Raw genomic sequence first — 20,281 nt, 5'->3', positions numbered from 1 at the left:
AAGATAATTTCGCACATTAACAAAGGATAATTTCGTAGGTTAACAACGGCTCTTTTCAGCTTTTTCCCTTAGCATGCATCCGTTTCCGTATACGGCTCAATGATACCGGTGTAATGCCCAGCATGGAGGCAATATATTTATCCGGGACGCGGTTCACTATGTTAAAACGCTCTGCCAGCAGGCTGCGGTACCGCTCTTCCGGCGATAGCGTCACAAACGATTCGATCATAGCCAGCGACTCAGACAACATCCGCATCAGGAAAAAATTCCGCAACGGCTCGTATTCAGGGTGGGTTTTAAGCACGTCTTCCAGCACATCATAGTCTATTTCCATGAGGGTAGTGGGTTCCAGCGCCCTGTAAATAAAACGGGAAGGCTTCCGTTGTATGATCGTTTCATGGGAAGCGATAAACTGGTTTTCCCATCTCAGAAACAACGTTGCCTCATCTCCGTTAGGCTTTACCATATAGGCCCGCATAATGCCCTGTTCAATAAAAGCCAGCCGGCGCTCCCGGTCGCCCTCCCGGATATAGATGCCATTGGCATCGAGCTTTACCTGCCGCGTCATGGCAAATAAGGGAGCCGTATTGGCCGGTAATACACCCGCCAGGTCGAAGAGTAATTGTTGCAGTATGGTTACAGAGCCAGTCATATGATGTATTTGCCGGGAAGGGCAGGGGCTAATTTAAAGCTTATTATTTATTTGGAGAGCACTGGGGGCAGGAATTGTATAGCCAGCCAGTATGCAGCATAAACATGTAACCGACCAGGTTTTCAAGGACAATGTAAATGGCACCAACAACAAAGCATATGCAGCTGTTGTACTCCTTTGATTTCACAACTATTTAATCAAACCAGGAAGACTTGATTGCTTTTCGCAAGTTACCAGGCATAACCCTCCGTTAGAATACGGCTGTGGCGGCAACAGCACCTGGCCCCTGAGGCACAATCTTTGATTCACACACAAACATGAGCAGGCAAATTTTTAACAGAACAATTAAGGTTGATGGTATCGATATTTTTTATCGTGAGGCCGGAGAAAGGGAAAATCCATCCGTATTGCTCCTGCCGGGTTTTCCAACCTCGTCCATAATGTTTAAAAATCTGATGACCGCCTTATCAGACAGGCTTCACCTGGTTGCCCCCGATTTTCCCGGATTCGGATTCAGCGGTTTTCCCGCTAAAGATCAATTTGAATATACATTCCGTAATATATCGGCGTGTATAAACAAATTTACGGACGAGATAAACCTCAAGGCATTCACTATCTATCTTCACGATTATGGAGCTCCTGTTGGTCTTCAACTGTGCGTAAACCACCCTGAAAAGATCGAAGGAATAATTGTCCAGAATGGTAATGCATACGAAGAAGGTGTTTATAAGATATGGGATGAAATGAGAGCGTATTGGGATAACCCTACCCCTGAAAAAAAGAAAGAACTTTATGCATTCCTGAGCGAAGAAGGCGTGAAGTGGCAATATACCGCAGGCGTACCGGAAGAATTGCTACCAACAATAAGTCCTGAATTATGGATACTTGATTGGGACAGTATGAAAAGGCCTGGTAATATCGAGATCCAATATGAACTGAATTGTGATTATAAGCATCACATGAAAATGTTCCCTGTCTTCCAGGAATATTTCCGGGTTCATCAACCCCGTGCCCTCGTTATATGGGGAAAATATGACCCGTTTTTTAATCTGGAAGAGGCTGCATGTTATAAGAGGGACTTACCTGATGCGCAGGTTCATATTATCGATGGGAGCCATTGGGTGCTTGAAACAAATTTTGACGAAGTGTTGAAACTTATTGGTGATTTTTTACGGCAAGCATAATTTATCCATTGATCCAGGCAACCCCATACAATCTGATCCTCGTAAGAGAATTTGTTCTTCTATCTTTGATCACCTGTATTAGTTGCTACCTCAAGGATTTTATTCTTGATAGCCCCCCAATCTTTATTTTTATAACAAATCGGATCTGGCATTTGCTCTGCTTTTTTACGCCCGCCTCTCGAAATCGTATCCAGCTTCATTACTGCAATATCTTCAACAGTAGCCAGGCGTATTCCATCCTCTTACTATAGGCGGGAACAAAAATGGTGCATCCCAATAAAGTATATCTGTTTTAATTGCCGTTTCTTCATCTTCTCCTATAAACAGATTGAATCCACGATTATTAATCTGGTCAGTAGGGCCAATAAATGGATTCATCTCTTCAACATATCGGAATTTCAATTTTAGAACTTCCAATATATGATCAAAGGGAATCGTTCCATAAGGTCCGTCACAAAACAAATCTATGTCCACAGACTCTCTGTGTCCTCTTAACAAACTAAGAGCTGTTCCTCCAACTAACCTAAATTCAGATAGTTCAGGTAAGCTCATTAACCGACTTAAAACATTGAATAGTTCTTCGCTCGTTGTGTTCCGGTAGAGCATTTAAAATCACTATTGTGGAGGTGGAAAAGTCTGCGGGAAATTACTTGTGCTCGTGGCAGAAGACGTTCTGAGTTAGTAAGTACAGATTTTACTTTGTCTTTACCATAATAGCGAATAATCTCTCTGATATCATTTAAGTTACCCCTCTCCATTGCCCTGACAACAGTAAATTCCGGATAACGATCAAAATCTAATCGTTTCAGGTCTACATCCCAGAAAGCTCTCCTGGATAAAGATGGTTTCGCTATGTTAGCATCATTTTGCACATGCCAAATATACTAAAAACAGCGCATTCTAAAAACACAAAAGGCCTGCATTGCTGCAAGCCTTCTTTTTTCGCTCCCCCTGTTGGACTTGAACCAACGACCCTCTGATTAACAGTCAGATGCTCTAACCAACTGAGCTAAGGAGGAGTGTTTCCCGTATCGTTTGTGCGATTTGGGATTGCAAAAATAGGTAAATTTTTATTTTTGCAAAATCTTATTCCATTTTTTTTCAAAAAAACGAGCACGGCAAAAAAGACACTCTCTTAAAACCACCCACCACAAAGAATTTCCTTCAAAATAAAAAATTTCATTTTTTTACTTCAAGCAGTAATCTTTCACTCAAAGCACTTGCCCTCGTCACCTTCCGGACAAATGGCAAATCCAGTTTGCTCACGTAAAAATGCGGGAATGATTTGATCAACGTACAGCTGCGGCCCTGCTTTTCCAACATCGCCCGTCCTTCAGGCGTGGTAAAAACCACTGCCGGCGCCTGTAACGAGGCCGAATCGTAACGCAGCACCGGCGCTTTTAAGTAAAAATCGAACCCGTATGAATTGGCCTCATAAAAGCCAATGCGCTGGCCGGGAAGATGGGTATTGGCATAGGCTGCCGCCTCGCTCCCGCTCTGGTACTGCATCATATCGGGGTAAAGGATTGTATTGAGGTATAGGTTTAACAGGATGCTGATAGCAATAGTGCGATAAAACACCGCCTGCCGGCTGGATTTATCCAGCCAGTAGTGGAGCAGGAGATACAGGAGACAAAGGGCACCGGCCAGCAGCAGCCAGGCATAATGCATGGCGGGCTTATAAAGCAGGTCTATTACCACGCCAGCCACCGCCAGCAGTATAATGATCGTGTATTGTGTATTGCGGAAAAACTTCAATCCCTTTTCCGATTGCAGTGATAAAATATACTGTGCAGTGAGGATGGCAAAAAAAGGAAAGATGATATTCAGGTAATGTGGCAGCTGGAAACGGGAAAGCGAAAACAACGCAAAAGTGGCCAGGGCTGCGCTGATACAGTAGTATTCCTTTTGTTGCTTCCATTTTTTTATGAAGATGATAACTGCCGCATACAGCATCACGGACCAGGGCAGAAAGGCCCATAGCAGCGTATGAAAAAAGAAAAACGGGTCGCCGGCGCCTTTGATAGGTCCGGTGTTCATAAAGCGCCCAAACTGGCTGTCCCAGAAGAAAAAGCGCAACCCGGATACGCCGGTGGTGCCGAAAACAATTTTTTCGGGATGCTGGTCAAATTGCCGGTATAAGGCATATAGTTCCGGCGTAATGAACAGGGCCGTTAAAACCAGGGCCAGCAGCCAGCGGGGATGGAATAGTTCTTTCCAGTTGCGGGTAAACAGCAAATGCCCCCCTATAGCGGCCCCAATAGGCACCAGGGCAAACAAACCCTTGGTCATGATGGCGCAGGCCGTAAAAATGGCTCCTGCGAGGATATTGCGCCGGTAGAAATAGTATACCGCTGCAATGATCAGCCCCGTGAGATAAGGCTCTGCCCGTACGTCGTTGTTGGAAATTACCAGGTGTTCAGCGGTGAGTAAGATGCAAACTGCCCAGCAGGCAACCTTTTCGTCGTATAGCTGCAAGGCCAGCCGGTAAGTATACCAGGCGCCCATCAGCAAAAAAAGAATGGCAGGCAGTTTATAAGACCAGGTGTGGATACCGAAGAGCTGGAAGCTGATAGCGGCCATCCAGAAAGGGAAGTGGGGCTTGTCCAGCCAGTCATGACCATCGGCATAAAGGTTCCAGTAGTCGTGTTTGATCACCATGGTTTTGGCGATCCCGGCGTAAAGGGCGCCATCAGGCTCCAGGATTGGGACGAACAGGGCGCTGAATTGTAACAGTATTACCATGGCTGTTATCAGCAGCCATACCTGTTCTTCTGCCAGTATAAATCTGCGTGTTGTAGGTGTAGTCAGCATGACGAAAAGTTACAGGCATATACCGGTTACTTCAAATACACATCGCACTCTTAACAGAAAGATAATTGCCTACCAGAACCAGCCGCTTTTCTCCATTCCCAGCCATGGGCCGTCTTCGCGCTGTTCTATGGGGTAGGTTTTGAGGTAGTAGCCTTCCCCGCTGCTGTTGTAGCCGTTTTTAAGACTGAATTTATAACGGTGAAGCGGGCAAACCACGTTACCGGTGGCATCTATTACTCCATCGGCCATAATGCCACCGGCATGCGGACATTTATAGGCGAAGGCGAAAAGCTGCCCCTGGTGCAGGGTACAGCAAATCTTTTTCCCGTTTACCTCCATTACGCTGATTTCCTTCTCCACAAACGGCAAACGGCCTTCTTCCAGTTTATACCAGGAATATTCTTTGGCCATTAGTAGAAGAATTCGGTTTTGTAAGGAAAACGTTCCCTATAAAGCTGCGCCACCTTGTCCAGGATTGTTTTACGCAGTTCTTCGATATTCCGTTTTTCCAGCGCGGAAATGAATACGCAGTTGCCTTGGGTCTTTGTTTCCCAGTGCAGCTTCAGGTTGTTCAGGATATCCTGTTTTACCTCGGGCTCCAGCCACTGATCAAAGGTGTTGGCTTCATACAGATCCATTTTATTAAAGATCATGATGATGGGTTTCTCAAAGGCTTTCAGCTCCTGCAGCGTGCGGTTCACCACTTCAATCTGCTCTTCATACTGCGGATGCGAAACATCTACTACGTGGATCAGGATGTCGCTTTCACGTACCTCGTCCAGTGTGGATTTGAAGCTTTCCACGAGATGGTGGGGCAGCTTACGGATAAAACCTACCGTATCGCTGAGCAGGAAAGGAGTTTGGTCAAATACCACTTTACGCGTGGTGGTGTCGAGGGTGGCAAACAACTTATTTTCGGCAAATACCTCGCTTTTGCTGAGCAAATTCATGATGGTGCTTTTGCCTACGTTGGTATAACCTACCAGCGCCACGCGGATAAATTCGCCCCGTTCCTTACGCTGGGTAAGGGATTGACGGTCGATGTCCTCCAGCCTTTTACGTAACAGGGCTATCTTGTCTTTTACGATACGACGGTCCGTTTCAATTTCCGTTTCCCCCGGGCCCCTGCTACCAATACCGCCTCCCTGTCTTTCCAGGTGACTCCACATACCACGCAGGCGTGGCAGAATGTATTGGTACTGCGCCAGCTCTACCTGCACTCTTGCCTGGGCTGTACGGGCGCGGCGGGCAAAGATATCCAGGATAAGATCACTCCGGTCTATCACTTTTACCTTCAGCACTTTTTCAATATTGGCGATCTGTGAGCCGGTCAGCTCATCATCAAATATAACCAGTGATATATCCCTGCCTGCAATGAACTGATGTATTTCTTCCAGCTTTCCCTTACCCACAAAGGTGGCCCTGTCGGGATGCGCCAGTCGCTGTGTAAAACGCTTTACCGCCAGCGCCCCTGCTGTTTCTGCCAGGAACGTGAGCTCATCCAGGAACTCATTCACCTGGCGCTCGGTCTGGTCTTTGGTGATAACACCAACGATAACAGCTCTTTCCTCTTTCTTTTGTACTACTACTTGTTTTTTCTCAATCAAGCTATTCTGAATTTGCAGCAAATTTACAGAGAATTTACTCGCTATGCTCGTATAGATTTTCTTGAGTGGGATTTTTTCTTGCCCAGGATTTCAATGATTTTCAGGATTTACAGGATTTTTCCTGTGATGATTTTTAAAGATTAGGAAAGATAAAAGCAGATATATTTTTATCTCCTCCAATCTTTTAAATCAAAAAAATAAAAAATCCTGTAAATCCTGAAAATCATTGAAATCCTGGGCAAGAAAAAATCCCGCTCAAGAAAATTTACACCACCAAAGCGGGCACTCCTCATTTCTTCCTACATTTACCCGATCCAAAACAACCTTTCGATATCATGTATAAACCTTTTTTACTGACAGGACTATTAATATCAACTATGGCAGTAGCCCAGGATAAGATGACTCCCGAATTGCTATGGCAACTGGGGCGGGTGAGCGGGGAAGCTATCAGCGCTGACGGCAAAACCGTTATCTATGGCGTTTCCCAGATAAATATGACGGAAAACAAGGGAGAAAAAAACCTCTACGCTATTCCGCTGGCAGGTGGAACGCCCAGGCAACTCACCCAAACACCGGGCGCAGAAGGCGATGTAGCCGTATTACCCGGTAATAAAATTGGCTTCTCCCTGAAAGGACAATGGTATGAAATGAATGCCGATGGTTCCGATCCGGTACAAAAAACCAATGTGGAAGGCGGTATGCAAAACATCCGTATTTCCCCCGATGGAAAGCATATCCTGTTTTCGAAAGAAGTAAAAATAAAAAAGATCTCCGGCGCCGATCATTACACCGATCTCCCGAAATCCAACGTACAGATCTATGATAACCTGAACTACCGCCACTGGGATACCTGGGAAGACGGCAATTTCTCGCACGTTTTCTATGCTACCTACAACAATGGCGAAGTAGGCACCCCCGTGGATATTATGGCGGAAGAACCGCACGACTGTCCGCAGATGCCCTCCGGTGGCCCTGAAGACATGATCTGGAGCACGGATGGAAAAAGTATCCTGTATGTTTGTAAGAAGAAATTCGGGAAAGAATACGCCATCAGCACTAATACCGACATCTACGAATACCAGCTCGACACCAAAGCCACCCGCAACCTGTCTCAGGGCATGATGGGCTACGATGTGGCACCAGCCTTTAGCCAGGACGGCAAATACATCACCTGGTTAAGCATGGCCCGCGATGGCTACGAAGCAGATAAAAATGATGTGATCATCATGGATCGCACTACCGGCACCATCACCAATCTCACCAAAGGCTGGGACGGCACCGCCGGCGCCACCCGCTTCAGCAATGATGGCAAAAAAATATATTTCCTGGCCGTTATAAAAGGAACCGAACAACTGCTGGAAATTACCCTGCAGAAAAATATCGCCCAAACTACGGAAAAGCATATACGCCAGGTAACCACCGGCGATTTTGATATCAACGATATGCTGTCTCAAAGCGGCAACACCATGGTGGTAGCCCGTACTGATATGAACCATGCAGCGGAACTGTTTACCATAGACCTGCAAAAAGGCGCCATTACCGCCCTCACCAGCGTCAACAAAGCCGCCTATGATAAAATAGGCATGTGCAAAATCGAAAAACGCTGGGTAAAAACTACAGATGGTAAGGACATGCTTACCTGGGTCATCTTCCCGCCAGATTTCGATCCCGCCAAAAAATATCCAACCCTGCTGTATTGCCAGGGCGGTCCTCAATCGGCGGTATCCCAGTTTTACTCCTATCGCTGGAACTTCCAGCTGATGGCCTCACAGGGATATATCGTGGTAGCTCCCAACAGAAGAGGCATGCCTGGTCATGGAGTAGAGTGGAATGCCAGCATCAGTAAGGACTGGGGCGGACAACCCATCAAAGACTACCTCAGCGCCATTGATGATGTAAGCAAGGAAAGTTATGTAGACAAAGCCCGTTTAGGCGCCGTGGGTGCCAGTTACGGCGGCTATTCCGTATACATGCTGGCAGGCGTACACGAAAACCGCTTCAAATCCTTTATTGCGCACGATGGTTTATTTGATCTGAAAAGCTGGTATGGCACCACCGAAGAACTCTGGTTTGCCAACTGGGATATAGGCGCCTACTGGGATCCGGCAAATGCCAATGGTTACAAACATTTCAACCCCAGTGAATACGCCAACAAGTGGAATACGCCCATCCTCATTATACAGGGTGGTATCGACTTCCGCGTACCCATTGAGCAGGGCTTACAGGCGTTCCAGCTGGCACAGCTGAAAGGAATCAAGAGTAAATTGCTCTACTTCCCCGAAGAAAATCACTGGGTACTGAAACCGCAAAATGCCATTGCATGGCAACGCGAATTCTTTAACTGGCTGAAGGAAACCCTCTAAATAACCCATCAATACAGATATCATGGCTGCTTTATTAATGGATATCCAGGATGGTATTGCTACCATCACACTCAACAGACCTGAAGTATACAATGCCTTCAACGATCCGCTCAGCTATGAGTTGCAGGACGCGTTAAAAAAGGCCGAAAAGGATACATCCGTAAGGGTAGTGGTACTAACCGGCGCAGGCAAGGCATTCAGCAGTGGCCAGGACCTCAAAGCCTCTATGGAGTCAGGAAAACGCGATTTAAGCGAATCACTGCATAAACGCTATAATCCCATTATACGCGCCATCCGTAATATGCCTAAACCGGTCATCTGCCGGCTTAATGGTGTTGCGGCCGGCGCAGGCTGCTCCCTGGCGCTGGCCTGCGATCTGATCATTGCCAGCGAAGACGCTACCATGATCGAAATATTCGTGAACATAGCGCTGGTACTGGACTCCGGCTCTTCTTATTTCCTGCCCCGCACCGTAGGCTACCACCGCGCATTTGAACTGGCCACCAAAGCCACAAAAGTCACCGCTGCGGAAGCACTGCAAATGGGGCTGGTCAACAAAGTAGTGCCCGCTGCTGAACTGGATGCCGCCGTACAGGCCGAAGCCGCCTACTACGCTTCCGCACCTACGAAAGCCATAGCACTCATGAAAAAAATGCTGACAAAAGGCATGACGGAAGACCTCGATGCCGTACTCGACTACGAAGCCTACTGCCAGGAAATAGCCGGTAACTCGGCCGATAACGCAGAAGGGATACAGGCCTTCCTCGAAAAAAGAAAGCCCGTATTCAAGGGAGCGTAAAGCAGAAGGCATAAAGCATAAAGCTATAAAAGCGAATGACCAGAGCAAGTGGACTAATATCCGCTCTGGTCATTCGCTTTTATAGCTTTATGCTTTATGCCTTCTGCTTTATGCCTTCTGCTTTATGCGCTATTACAGTCCACTCAAACAGATACCGATAGAATACGGTCTGATATCAAGATTATTGGCGCTGTTGTCTTTCAGCAACGGATTCAGGGAGTAAGCGCCAAACAAGGCAAAGTTACCGTAACCTACGCGCGCAGTAGCTGAAAAGCGCCATGGGTTAAAGAATCCGCGGTTGGCATCCTTGTCAATATCCTTGCTGCCATTGGCGCCGGTATACTTGGCTTTGGTATGTGCATCCACCAGCGCACCCACTTTCACACCAATAGCTGCTTTGAAGCCTTTATTGGCATTATCCGGTACACTGCGATATCTTAATTCAATCGGAATTTCCAGGTAAGTAGTCGCTACCTTGTTCTTTTTGGCAGTAGAGGAAGGGAATGAAACCTGGTTCTTATTCAGCTTTCCCTGTATGTCCATGCTATGATCTTTCAGATATACCCCGCTGGTACTTACCCCTAAACCTGCTGCCAGGCTCATTTTGGATTTCTTAAACGGGAAATCATACATCAGGGCAATGTTAAAACCCCTGTTCAGGCCGGTCTTAATACTGTCTGGCGCACCTGCCCAGCCATCGTATGACAACTGTATCATCAAAAAGTCGTTGGAATGGGTAACTTTATTAACCGCCTTATTCATCGGTGAGCCGCCATCCTGCGCAAAAACTCCAATAGAAACAGCTATCAGACCAAGGGTAAAAATTATTTTCTTCATATAATATACATACTTAGGAAAAAGAATATTAGGCAAATATAATGGAATGATTGTAACACAATTGGTTAAAATATTGCAAAAACATGTTCCATATTATATCCGGCCACGCCGAAAGTTACAGAAAAAGTTATACCGACCATCATATTCTTTTCCTGATCGCCCGCCAGGATTGAACAAGATGAACAACAATATTGCCCCAAAAATCCCTAATTTGAATAAATAATCCATCACTAAGGTCATAACCCCTGCCAATGCTATTAATGAGTCGTTGAAAAACTACCCATGAAAAAAATAGTAAATACAGTTATGGTACTTGTACTGGTGGTGCTGATGGCACTCACCGGATTTAGTTACTATGCCTGGATAGTGCAGAAAAGGAGTAAAAGCGGCGCGGAAATGATGGTACAAACCAATCTTCTCATCGACCAGCTCAGAACCGTGGCCTCGCTGGACAATACCTATACCACCGCCATCCGCGATATGCTGCTCACCGATCAACCCAGCCTCGCACCCGCCAACTACAGTTTACCCGACAGCATGAAAAGTTTAATGACGGGTATCTATAACGTCTCCCGCACAGATACTCCCTCCCTGGGCATCCTGGCCCGCATCGACAGCGTTATCCGGGAAAAAACAGCCTATAATCAACAGGTGCTCTCCCTGGCAGCCACGCAACCCGCCCTCGCCAAACAACTCATTACAGCAGAAAAGGGAAACAAATTGCGGAACAGCCTACGGGAACTGCTCAATGACTATATCCGGATAAACCGCTCCAAACTGGCCGCCAGGGTAGACAAAGACAATCAATATACCTGGTACTCCTTCTGGACAGTTATCGTTATCAGCATCTTTACCCTTATCCTGTTATTAGGAGAATCACGCTACCTGTACCGCCTCTTCAGGAAACTAAAAAACAGCTCCAACCGCCTCTACAAACGCGAACAGTCGTTTATGCGCCTGGCAGAAGAAACTGAACTGATCCTGTTCAAATCACAGACCAACGGCATCTTTACTTCTGTCAGCAAACGCGCAGCCGACATGACCGGCTACACCAGCGCAGAGCTGATCGGCAGACACTACTCCCTTTTCCTCGATGAAGATACCCACAAACACCTGGAGGAATTTTATCAAAACCAGTTGAAAAACGGCGACGACTACACCTTCCAGGAGTTTGAAATCATCACTAAATCAGGCGCAAAAAAATGGGTGGAACAACTCGTATCACTTATCTATGGCGACGATGGTAAAGTGAAAGAATATCAATGCATCGTTCGCGATATCGATAAAGAAAAAAGAGAAATTGATCAGCCTTCCTATTTACAGGAACGCCTTGATGCAATTGTGGATTACATGCCCTCCATGATGTTCATAAAAGATATGCCAGGCAAATACCTGCTGGTCAATAACCGCTTTTCTGAAACCATGGGCATCAGTAAAAGAGATATCATCGGCAAAACAGATGCAGAACTGCCCTACGATTGGGTAAAGCGTTATGCAGCCCTCGATCGCCAGGTGATCGCTACCAAAACACGGGTAAAAGCAGAAGATATTATCATCGTAAACGGCACAGAAAATCATTTCCTGATCACAAAATTTCCATTACGCAACAAAGACGGCGAAATGATCGGCATCTGCGGCATAGGACAGGATTTCACCGAAAAAGCAAATTATATCAAAGCGGTTGAAAATGCCAGCAAACTGGCGCAGGAAGCCACCAACGCCCAGGAAATGTTTCTCGCCAACATGAGCCACGAAATTCGTACGCCCATGAACGGTATCATTGGCATGACCAACCTCCTCATGCAACAAAACCAGCTAACACCGTCCCAGCTGGAATATACCAGCGCCATCAAAACCTCCGCCAACCACCTGCTGGTGATCATCAACGAAATACTTGACTTCTCAAAAATAAAAGCCGGCAAATTACATCTGCAACATGAACCCTTCGATGTATACGAGGTGATCGACAACTCCCTGTTCCCGCTTAAACTGCAGGCACAACAAAAAGGGTTGTCTTTCTTTGATGAAATAGACAGCGCCGTTCCTACCTACCTGCTCGGCGATGAAATACGACTGAACCAGATACTGACCAACCTGGTGGAAAATGCCATCAAATTCACCCACCACGGAAAGGTAATGGTAAAAGTAGGCCTGGTGGAAGAAAATAAAGAACAAGGCACCCTGAAACTCGGCTTTGAAATAAAAGATACCGGCGTAGGTATCGCCCCAGAACAACACGATCTTATCTTCAAAAGCTTCTCCCAGACACATACCGATAACGCCCGAAAATTCGGCGGCACCGGCCTGGGACTAGCCATCAGCAAAGAACTGATAGAACTGCAGCATGGTACCATACGGGTAGACAGCCAGCTGGATGAAGGCGCCTGCTTCTATTTTGAACTTCCCTTTACCAGGAATAATGCGGCGCCCACCCATAAAAATGAGAAAGGACAATTGTCGCAGATCGATAAACCCCTGCACGGTAAAACCATGCTGGTGGTGGAAGACAATGAAATCAACCAGCAGGTGGTATTTCATACCCTGCGAAATGCCGGCGCCAGAACAGATGTGGTAAACAGCGGCAAAGCCGCGCTGGAAATGGTAGACTATAAACCCTACGATTGTATCATCATGGATATCCAGATGCCCGGTATGGATGGCTATCAAACCACCCAGGCCATCCGCCAGAAAGGTATTCAAACCTGCATCATCGCTATGACTGCATCCGCACTTAAAGGAGAAAAAGAGCGATGCCTGGAGGCCGGCATGAATGACTACGTATCCAAACCCTTTGACAGAGCCGATCTCTTTCATAAAATCCTGAAAGGGCTGGGAGAGGAGCTCCCGGAAAACAACGCGAAAGAGGACACGGCAGCAGCAACAGCCAATGCATTGAATTTCTCTACTGTTTATAAAATGATGTCCGGAGAAAGCGGACATGTAAAAATAATGCTGGAAGAACTACTTAACAGTATTCCTCAGAAATTCTCAGAAATGAATCGGTTAATCGAGGAAAAAAACTGGCAGCCGCTATACATGCTGGCACACCAGATGAAATTCAATCTTAATATGGCCGGTCTGCAGCAGGCCTCTGATATCGCCTATACTATAGAAAGAGATGCCCGCCTGGAAGAAAACCTGGATAGTGTTTTATCCCGGCTCACAGATATTATGACCATCTATTACAAACATGTTCACCTGATAAAAGAACATGTGGCGCAATGTTAAACAATGGCTTCAGGTAATGTAAAATAAAAACGGCTCCCTTTTCCCTCTTCACTTTCCACCCCGATAATACCGCCCTGCGCTTCAATAAACTCCTTTGAAATCGCCAGACCCAAACCGTTGCCCTTATGTCCTTTCATACCGGGCACCTGGAAGAAACGTTCAAAGATCTTGCTCCGGAATGCCTCCGGAATACCTTTCCCGTAATCCTGTACCATAAAAGAAACCATCTCTGTGCCGGTAGATGATACCAACAGGTCTATGGCGCCGCCATGATTGGAATACCGGATCGCATTGGTCAGCAGGTTCACCAATACCCAGGCCGTTTTTTCCACATCTGCCAGCACCCTGGGGAGCGTATCAGGTACGGATGTACGAATAGATATTTGTCGTTGTGCGGCCTGCTTCTGCACCGTATCCATGGCATATTGAACAATATTTACCGCGGTAACCGGTTGCGGTTGCAGCTGTATATTCCCGCTTTCTACCTGCGACAGGTCCAGCAGCTCGCTCACAATCTTGATCATGCGGCGGTTGTCTTGCTTCAGACTGTCGACCAGCTCTTTTTGTTCGGCACTCAATGTGCCGGTCCGTTCGTCTTCCAGCAGCTTAATACTGAAGTCAGATGCAGCCAGCGGCGTTTTCAGCTCATGCGAAATAGTGGCAATAAAATGCGTTTTGGCAATATCCTGCTCCTTGAAAGTGGTAATATTCCGGAGTATAACTACGTAGCCTATACGTTTTTCCTCATGTTGTATATCAGTTGTTTCCCTGGTAAAAAAGCATTCCTTCCCGTCTACCACAATTTTAAGCGGCGCATTTTCCTGGTTGTTCACCAGGAAGCGCAACAGGTCGTTCCGTTTTGATATAGCTTCTGCAGGCTGCCCCACCACTTCACGTTCCGGCAAATTCAGCAGCTGCAATGCCTGCGTATTGGCAAACAGGATAACGCTGTTCGTATCAAAACCAATAGTGGCATCCTTTAAACTTCCGATCACTGCTTCCGCGCGCTGTTTTTCAAACATAATACGCGCCAGGTTGCTGTGCTCATATTCATCGAGGCGCTGCGCCATAGTATTAAAAGCGGTGGCCAACTCCCCGAATTCATCGCCGGAAGTAAAGTAGAGCCGTTTGCTGTATTGCTTGTTGGCAATGCCTTTAATCCCTTCTGTTAAAGCATGAATAGGGTTGGCAATATATCCCGGGAAGTTATACACAAAAGTGAAGCCCAGTAAAAAACATACACCGCTGATAATGGCGATATACATCAGCGCATTGTCGGCGGTTTTCTTCACCTTCTCATTTTTCCCTACAATGGCCGCCATGTTGACATCCATGATGGTGTAAATACTTTTCTTAATGGCACGGGCGTCAACGGTAGAGTCTTTCCGGAGCAATTCAAATATCCGGGCCACCTCTGCGGTGGCATCTCTCTCACCCCTTTCTGTTACATTGGCCTGTTGCTTTTTCAGGTTGGCAGAAAATACTTCCATAGCGGCGGCACGATGTTGTTGCATATCTTCCAGTGCCACCAGCATATTTTTTGAGTACTCCAGCGATTCGTAATTATCTTTCAGGATAAATTTCGCCTTTTCGTTCAGCCGGTTCAGATAATAGTAGCCTAGTATGCTCACCAGCAGCAGCATAATGTAGAGAAACAATACCCCGAGCGTAATTTTCGTCTTTAATCTGAACGTACTCATGATAATATAATGATATCGATATCGTTGGATGAAAGCGTTTTCAGCAACTGGTTAAACAGGTTCGTACGCAATATGATCCGGAAAAGATTGATATGCGGCTTTCCCATACAAATCGTGGTAACCTGCTTCTGTAATGCAATGTTAATGATAGCTTCCGATACTTTGGCATTGTGTTCCTGTATTACTTCTGCACCGAGCTCTGTAGCCAGTTTCAGGTTATTTATAAGATGACGCTGGGCAGCCAGCGCTATTTTATCCGAGCTTTCGCCAGGTACCTGTACATATAACACAAACCAATCTGCATGATAATAAGCAGCCAACCTCGCCGTTTTACGGATTACCTTACGCGCTACTTCATCATTGGTGGATATACATGCCAGGAAGCTTTCATGCCGCATTTGCAGGTTGCGTGGTATTTCCGTTTCCACCTTTCTTTCCACCTGCGTGGTTACTTCTTTCAGGGCCAGTTCCCGCAGCTGCAGGATTTTATCGGCCTGGAAAAAATTGCTGAGCGCACTCTCTACTTTGGAGCGGTCGTAAATCTTCCCTTCTTTCAAACGGGTAATTAACTCGTCGGCGGTGAGATCGATGTTCACCACTTCATCGGCCATTTGCAGTACCAGGTCGGGGATGCGTTCCATTACTTCCACGCCGGTAATGGATTTCACTTCCTGGTTAATGCTTTCAATGTGCTGGATGTTTACGGCCGACAGTACATTAATACCTGCGTTCAGAAGGTCTACCACATCCTGCCAGCGCTTTTCATTTTTGGAACCGGGAATATTGCTATGCGCCAGTTCATCCACTACCACCCATTCCGGCGCCAGCAACAGGATCGTGGAAAGATCCATTTCATCCAGCATTTTTCCTTTGTAGAATACCTGCCGCCGCGGAATTTGCGGTACACCATCCAACAGCGCATGCGTTTCCGCACGCCCATGGGTTTCTATATAACCAATCTGGATATTTACTCCATTTCTTAACATAGCATGTGCCTCCTGCAGCATGCGGTACGTTTTTCCCACACCGGCACTCATGCCAATGTATATCTTAAACTTACCTCTGCCGGCGCGGTTTGCCAGGCTAAGAAAATGACGTACGGATTGTTCTTTTGAGTCCATTGTTTGAAATTAGAATGACGAATTGTGAATGACGAATTGCGGATTTGTGGGTAGATAGCTTTGGCCAGCCGTTGGGTTTATCTACCCACAAATCCGTAATTCGTCATTCACAATTCGTCATTTCATTAAAACCATACTGCTAAAGAAGCAGTCACTGATGTGTTGGTATTTTTCATATCAGTTCCTTTCATAAATATTTTGTTCTTCCCATCAAATGTTCTGCCTTCCAGTCGGAACATTACATTATTCACCGGGGTAAAATCAAGGTTAAGCGAGTAGCCGGTGGTCTGAAATCCATCAGGGGTACCTGTGCTTATAATAACGCCATGCTGATCATTGTAGTGCTCTACACGGCCTGCCATGGCGAATTTATCTGTAAATGCGTACCTGGCTATTACAACGGGACTGTACCAGCTATTCAGGTCCGAAGATCCTTTAGCCTTTTGCTGTAATCCAAAGTCAAATCCGGCTATGAAACTGAACTTTTCCGTAATACTAAAGGTACCATAAACATTATTAAAATAGCGCATCTGGCGAACACTATCCGGGAGATCATTACCTACATAAGTGCTCCAGTTCAGCAATATTTTATCGGAGGGCTTAAAGGTAATTTGTGTGCCAAAGGCCGGTGTCTGATTACCATCCACCTTCTTAATACGTTGCCAGCCGTTGAGATACATCGCAGCAAAAGACCATTTATCATTTGGCGTCCAGGTTACTTTGGCGCCGGTTTCATAATAAGGTGAATTTTCTGCCAGGATACTGCGGGTAAGCGTAGGACAATCTTTACCGATAGCGCTTTCAAAGCCTATATGCGCGGGCATTACGCCTGCATCAATCCAAACGTTTTTACCCACCCTGATACCTACATTGGCCTCGTATACATATTGCATCAACGTAGGCTCCGAAGCAAGATTGTACTGCGGATAGGTGCCAGCCATCAAACCTACGTTAGCACGCACACGATCCGATGTATAATTTGCTTTCACCATTGCCAGGTTAAGATTCAACTCATTATGACGATTGTAGTTATACAGGAAACCGGGCTTGGTATGATTAGCCGGCTGATTCAGATCATAACTGTAATAGGCCTCCGCATAACCGGAGAACGTAATTTTCCCCTTCTCCTTTTCTTTCTCCGTTTTCGGCGCATCCTGCGCAAACATCGTAATAGCCGCTGCCAGCGCACCCGCTAATAATAAAATTTTCTTCATTTTCAAATTGACTTTAATATAGGTAGTTGGTAGTCTAAATACTGGCAGTCTGTTTCGGCAGACTGCCAGTCAACAGGTTTTTCATGAGATATCCACAGGTCAAAGGAATAATAGGACTGCGCTCTACTTCAACTCATCGAGCGCTATGTTTAGTTTTAACACATTTACTGTAGCAACGCCCAGCATACCCAGCACCGGGCCTTTGGTATTGGCATCCACCAATTGTTTCAGGCGATCTGCTGCGATACCTCTGTGCTTAGCTACACGTGGTATCTGCGCATATGCTGCTTCCGGCGTAAGGTGCGGGTCAAGACCGCTTGCGGAAGCAGTAACCAGTTCTGCCGGGATATTTTCCTTCTTTATATCCGGGTTATGCACCATAAAAGTGTCGATTCTTTCCTGCACCGTTTTCAGGTAGTCAGGGTTAGCGGCGGCTTTATTGGAACCACCGGAACCGGCAGCATTATAGTCGACCGTAGAAGGGCGGGGTTGGAAATATTTATCATCAGAAAATTTCTGCGCAATATTTTCATAGCCTACCACTTTCCCATTGCGCATCACTTTTACACCGTCTCCTTTACCAGGAGCCATTTTAGCTACACCAGCCAGGAACAAAGGATATATACCGCCCAGCAATACCACCAGCAACAGGGTGAGTTTTACAGAAGGCCAAAGATATTTTTTCATCTCTTTAAAATTTTATTATTCAGAATTACATAAAAAGAGCTATCAGCATATCAATCAGCTTGATGCCTATAAAAGGTGCTATGATGCCACCCACACCGTATATCAATAAATTTCTGCGGAGCAGGGCGCTGGCGCCGATAGGTTTATAAGCTACACCGCGTAACGCCAGCGGTATCAGCATGGGTATGATGATAGCGTTGAAAATAACCGCACTCAGGATGGCCGTTTCAGGACTATGCAGTTTCATGATATTGATACCTTGCAATGCGGGTATAGAAGCCACAAACAAGGCAGGCACAATAGCGAAATACTTGGCTACGTCGTTGGCAATAGAGAAGGTGGTGAGCGTACCGCGTGTCATCAGCAACTGCTTACCGATTTCCACAATTTCAATCAGCTTGGTAGGATCGTTGTCAAGGTCCACCATGTTACCGGCTTCCTTCGCGGCCTGGGTACCACTGTTCATGGCCACGCCTACATCGGCCTGCGCCAGGGCAGGGGCATCGTTAGTACCATCTCCCATCATGGCAACCAGCCGGCCTTCGTTTTGTTCCTTGCGGATGTAACTCATTTTATCTTCCGGCTTGGCTTCTGCAATGAAGTCATCCACACCGGCCTTATTGGCAATATATTTCGCAGTGAGCGGGTTATCACCGGTCACCATCACTGTTTTTACCCCCATTTTACGCAGGCGGTCGAAACGCTCGCTGATACCGGGTTTAATGATATCCTGCAGTTCAATAACGCCCTGCACTTTGCTGTTAAGTGATACTACCAGCGGTGTACCGCCGTCATTGGAAATGGCTTCTACTTTTGCCAGCGTTTCTGCCGGGAAAGAAAACCCTTCTCTTTCAGCCAGCCGTTTGATGGCATCGTAGGCACCTTTGCGGATGCGGTTACCATCGGGCAGGTCGATACCGCTGCTACGGGTTTCGGCGGTAAACTTCACCATGCTGGCGCCGCTTACGGATAATTTATTAACGATGTCTTTACCGGCCAGTTCCACGATAGACTTACCTTCCGGTGTTTCATCGGATAAGGAGCTCAGTGCGCAGAGCCGGATAAACTCTTCGCTGGAGATACCATTGGTAGCGTAGAAATTGGTGGCTTTACGGTTACCGATAGTAATAGTACCAGTTTTATCCAGTAACAACACATCTATATCACCGGCGGTTTCCACGGCCTTACCTGATTTGGTAATAACGTTGGCGCGCAATGCCCGGTCCATACCCGCAATACCAATGGCCGATAACAAACCGCCGATGGTAGTGGGGATCAGGCATACGAACAGGGAAATAAATGCGGCAATGGTGATCGGCGTTTGTGCGTAGTCTGCAAAAGGTTTCAGTGTTACGCATACGATAATGAACACCAGGGTGAAGCTGGCCAGCAGGATGGTAAGCGCAATTTCATTAGGCGTTTTCTGTCTGCTGGCGCCTTCTACGAGGGCAATCATTTTGTCCAGGAAAGATTCACCAGGTTCTGTGCTTACCCGTACTTTAATATGATCGGACAATACCTTGGTACCGCCTACCACACTGGATTTATCGCCGCCGGCTTCACGGATCACCGGGGCGCTTTCTCCGGTGATGGCAGATTCATCGATGCTGGCCAGCCCCTGTACGATTTCTCCATCGGCGGGAATGATATCGCCCGGATCACATACAAAGATGTCACCTTTTCGCAGCGTTGCGGAAGAAACGATCTTTATTTCGTTGGTGAATATTTCACCGATCAGCTCTACTTTTTTAGCAGGGGTTTCTTCTCTTGTTTTACGCAAACTCTCTGCCTGGGCCTTACCTCTTGCTTCTGCAATCGCTTCTGCGAAGTTGGCAAAAAGTACAGTGAGGAAAAGGATCACGAATACGGCTATGTTATAGGCTGCGCTGCCCTGTTCCCGGTTGCCGGTAAAGAGCGCATACAATGCTACAATCAGCATTACGGCGGTGCCTATTTCCACGGTGAACATCACCGGATTTTTGATCATCAGTTTTGGATTCAGCTTCACGAAAGATTGCTTCAGGCTCTCCATCACCAGTTCTTTCGGAAACAATTTATTATCATGCTTCATGGTA

The 20,281-nt window shown here is 46.5% G+C and carries 16 protein-coding genes and 1 tRNA gene; 4 read left to right on the top strand and 13 right to left on the bottom strand.

The annotated features are described in order from the left end of the window. Positions 1-55: 55 nt before the first annotated feature. On the bottom strand, positions 56-652 hold the full coding sequence (locus tag KE626_RS01795; RefSeq protein ID WP_211971173.1) for a Crp/Fnr family transcriptional regulator: 597 nt from the start codon (positions 650-652) through the stop codon (positions 56-58). A gap of 317 nt (positions 653-969) precedes the next feature. On the opposite strand from KE626_RS01795, the gene KE626_RS01790 reads away from it, so the two are divergent. Continuing rightward, positions 970-1,836, top strand: coding sequence for an alpha/beta fold hydrolase (locus KE626_RS01790; RefSeq protein WP_211971172.1), 867 nt, complete (start codon positions 970-972; stop codon positions 1,834-1,836). A 213-nt stretch (positions 1,837-2,049) separates the two neighbouring features. Here KE626_RS01790 and KE626_RS01785 read toward each other — a convergent pair whose 3' ends face one another. The 6 genes from KE626_RS01785 to hflX all read right to left on the bottom strand — a co-directional run bounded on the left by KE626_RS01785 (position 2,050) and on the right by hflX (position 6,257). Then, positions 2,050-2,388 carry a nucleotidyl transferase AbiEii/AbiGii toxin family protein gene (locus KE626_RS01785; protein ID WP_211971171.1) on the bottom strand — a complete coding sequence of 113 codons (339 nt, stop codon included), beginning with the start codon at positions 2,386-2,388 and terminating at the stop codon, positions 2,050-2,052. 8 nt (positions 2,389-2,396) lie between these two features. Then, the gene (locus KE626_RS35145; protein WP_428845019.1) at positions 2,397-2,708 is read right to left on the bottom strand and encodes a DUF6922 domain-containing protein; all 312 of its coding nucleotides are present in this window, start codon (positions 2,706-2,708) and stop codon (positions 2,397-2,399) included. Between the two features lie 73 nt (positions 2,709-2,781). Next, a tRNA-Asn gene (locus KE626_RS01780) sits at positions 2,782-2,855 on the bottom strand. A 160-nt stretch (positions 2,856-3,015) separates the two neighbouring features. Further along, complete coding sequence (locus tag KE626_RS01775) at positions 3,016-4,650, bottom strand: ArnT family glycosyltransferase (RefSeq protein ID WP_249207197.1); 1,635 nt, start codon at positions 4,648-4,650, stop codon at positions 3,016-3,018. Positions 4,651-4,719: 69 nt separating this feature from the next. Beyond that, positions 4,720-5,061 (bottom strand): Rieske (2Fe-2S) protein, encoded by a 342-nt coding sequence (locus tag KE626_RS01770; protein WP_211971170.1) that lies wholly within the window; start codon positions 5,059-5,061, stop codon positions 4,720-4,722. Then, the gene (hflX, locus tag KE626_RS01765; protein WP_211971169.1) at positions 5,061-6,257 is read right to left on the bottom strand and encodes a GTPase HflX; all 1,197 of its coding nucleotides are present in this window, start codon (positions 6,255-6,257) and stop codon (positions 5,061-5,063) included. Before hflX ends, KE626_RS01770 begins: the two co-directional genes overlap by 1 nt. A gap of 377 nt (positions 6,258-6,634) precedes the next feature. Between hflX and KE626_RS01760 the strand changes: the two genes are divergently transcribed. After that, a complete protein-coding gene (locus tag KE626_RS01760; protein ID WP_249207195.1) occupies positions 6,635-8,620 on the top strand; it encodes a S9 family peptidase in 1,986 nt (661 codons plus the stop codon). A gap of 22 nt (positions 8,621-8,642) precedes the next feature. After that, the gene (locus tag KE626_RS01755; protein WP_249207193.1) at positions 8,643-9,419 is read left to right on the top strand and encodes an enoyl-CoA hydratase-related protein; all 777 of its coding nucleotides are present in this window, start codon (positions 8,643-8,645) and stop codon (positions 9,417-9,419) included. Positions 9,420-9,551: 132 nt separating this feature from the next. Here the strand turns inward: KE626_RS01755 and KE626_RS01750 are convergent, their stop codons facing one another. Continuing rightward, on the bottom strand, positions 9,552-10,256 hold the full coding sequence (locus KE626_RS01750) for a porin family protein (RefSeq protein WP_211971167.1): 705 nt from the start codon (positions 10,254-10,256) through the stop codon (positions 9,552-9,554). Between the two features lie 282 nt (positions 10,257-10,538). Between KE626_RS01750 and KE626_RS01745 the strand changes: the two genes are divergently transcribed. Then, a complete protein-coding gene (locus KE626_RS01745) occupies positions 10,539-13,484 on the top strand; it encodes a PAS domain S-box protein (protein ID WP_211971166.1) in 2,946 nt (981 codons plus the stop codon). On the opposite strand, the gene KE626_RS01740 is transcribed toward KE626_RS01745, so the two are convergent. The 5 genes from KE626_RS01740 to kdpB form a co-directional block, all read right to left on the bottom strand. After that, positions 13,481-15,184 carry an ATP-binding protein gene (locus tag KE626_RS01740; RefSeq protein WP_211971165.1) on the bottom strand — a complete coding sequence of 568 codons (1,704 nt, stop codon included), beginning with the start codon at positions 15,182-15,184 and terminating at the stop codon, positions 13,481-13,483. The genes KE626_RS01745 and KE626_RS01740 overlap by 4 nt on opposite strands. Next, positions 15,181-16,305 carry a sensor protein KdpD gene (locus KE626_RS01735; protein WP_211971164.1) on the bottom strand — a complete coding sequence of 375 codons (1,125 nt, stop codon included), beginning with the start codon at positions 16,303-16,305 and terminating at the stop codon, positions 15,181-15,183. The genes KE626_RS01740 and KE626_RS01735 overlap by 4 nt, the downstream gene beginning before the upstream one ends. 125 nt (positions 16,306-16,430) lie before the next feature. Then, complete coding sequence (locus KE626_RS01730; protein WP_211971163.1) at positions 16,431-17,519, bottom strand: porin; 1,089 nt, start codon at positions 17,517-17,519, stop codon at positions 16,431-16,433. A gap of 123 nt (positions 17,520-17,642) precedes the next feature. Next, a complete protein-coding gene (kdpC, locus tag KE626_RS01725) occupies positions 17,643-18,206 on the bottom strand; it encodes a potassium-transporting ATPase subunit KdpC (RefSeq protein WP_211971162.1) in 564 nt (187 codons plus the stop codon). A 25-nt stretch (positions 18,207-18,231) separates the two neighbouring features. Next, a complete protein-coding gene (gene kdpB, locus KE626_RS01720) occupies positions 18,232-20,277 on the bottom strand; it encodes a potassium-transporting ATPase subunit KdpB (protein ID WP_211971161.1) in 2,046 nt (681 codons plus the stop codon). Between the last annotated feature and the right edge of the window lie 4 nt (positions 20,278-20,281).

This window comes from Chitinophaga hostae, from assembly GCF_018224885.1.
Classification (GTDB): Bacteria; Bacteroidota; Bacteroidia; order Chitinophagales; family Chitinophagaceae; genus Chitinophaga; species Chitinophaga hostae.
This window is presented reverse-complemented; position numbering and strand designations above follow the sequence as displayed.

Excerpts from the sequence above, each read along its gene's own strand:
- KE626_RS01750 (WP_211971167.1), bottom strand. The coding sequence starts at position 10,256 with ATGAAGAAAATAATTTTTACCCTTGGTCTGATAGCTGTTTCTATTGGA.
- KE626_RS01790 (WP_211971172.1), top strand. The coding sequence starts at position 970 with ATGAGCAGGCAAATTTTTAACAGAACAATTAAGGTTGATGGTATCGAT.
- KE626_RS01775 (WP_249207197.1), bottom strand. The coding sequence starts at position 4,650 with ATGCTGACTACACCTACAACACGCAGATTTATACTGGCAGAAGAACAG.
- KE626_RS01740 (WP_211971165.1), bottom strand. The coding sequence starts at position 15,184 with ATGAGTACGTTCAGATTAAAGACGAAAATTACGCTCGGGGTATTGTTT.
- KE626_RS01730 (WP_211971163.1), bottom strand. The coding sequence starts at position 17,519 with ATGAAGAAAATTTTATTATTAGCGGGTGCGCTGGCAGCGGCTATTACG.
- KE626_RS01755 (WP_249207193.1), top strand. The coding sequence starts at position 8,643 with ATGGCTGCTTTATTAATGGATATCCAGGATGGTATTGCTACCATCACA.
- KE626_RS01735 (WP_211971164.1), bottom strand. The coding sequence starts at position 16,305 with ATGGACTCAAAAGAACAATCCGTACGTCATTTTCTTAGCCTGGCAAAC.
- KE626_RS01770 (WP_211971170.1), bottom strand. The coding sequence starts at position 5,061 with ATGGCCAAAGAATATTCCTGGTATAAACTGGAAGAAGGCCGTTTGCCG.
- kdpC (WP_211971162.1), bottom strand. The coding sequence starts at position 18,206 with ATGAAAAAATATCTTTGGCCTTCTGTAAAACTCACCCTGTTGCTGGTG.
- KE626_RS01760 (WP_249207195.1), top strand. The coding sequence starts at position 6,635 with ATGGCAGTAGCCCAGGATAAGATGACTCCCGAATTGCTATGGCAACTG.
- KE626_RS01785 (WP_211971171.1), bottom strand. The coding sequence starts at position 2,388 with ATGAGCTTACCTGAACTATCTGAATTTAGGTTAGTTGGAGGAACAGCT.
- kdpB (WP_211971161.1), bottom strand. The coding sequence starts at position 20,277 with ATGAAGCATGATAATAAATTGTTTCCGAAAGAACTGGTGATGGAGAGC.
- KE626_RS01745 (WP_211971166.1), top strand. The coding sequence starts at position 10,539 with ATGAAAAAAATAGTAAATACAGTTATGGTACTTGTACTGGTGGTGCTG.
- KE626_RS01795 (WP_211971173.1), bottom strand. The coding sequence starts at position 652 with ATGACTGGCTCTGTAACCATACTGCAACAATTACTCTTCGACCTGGCG.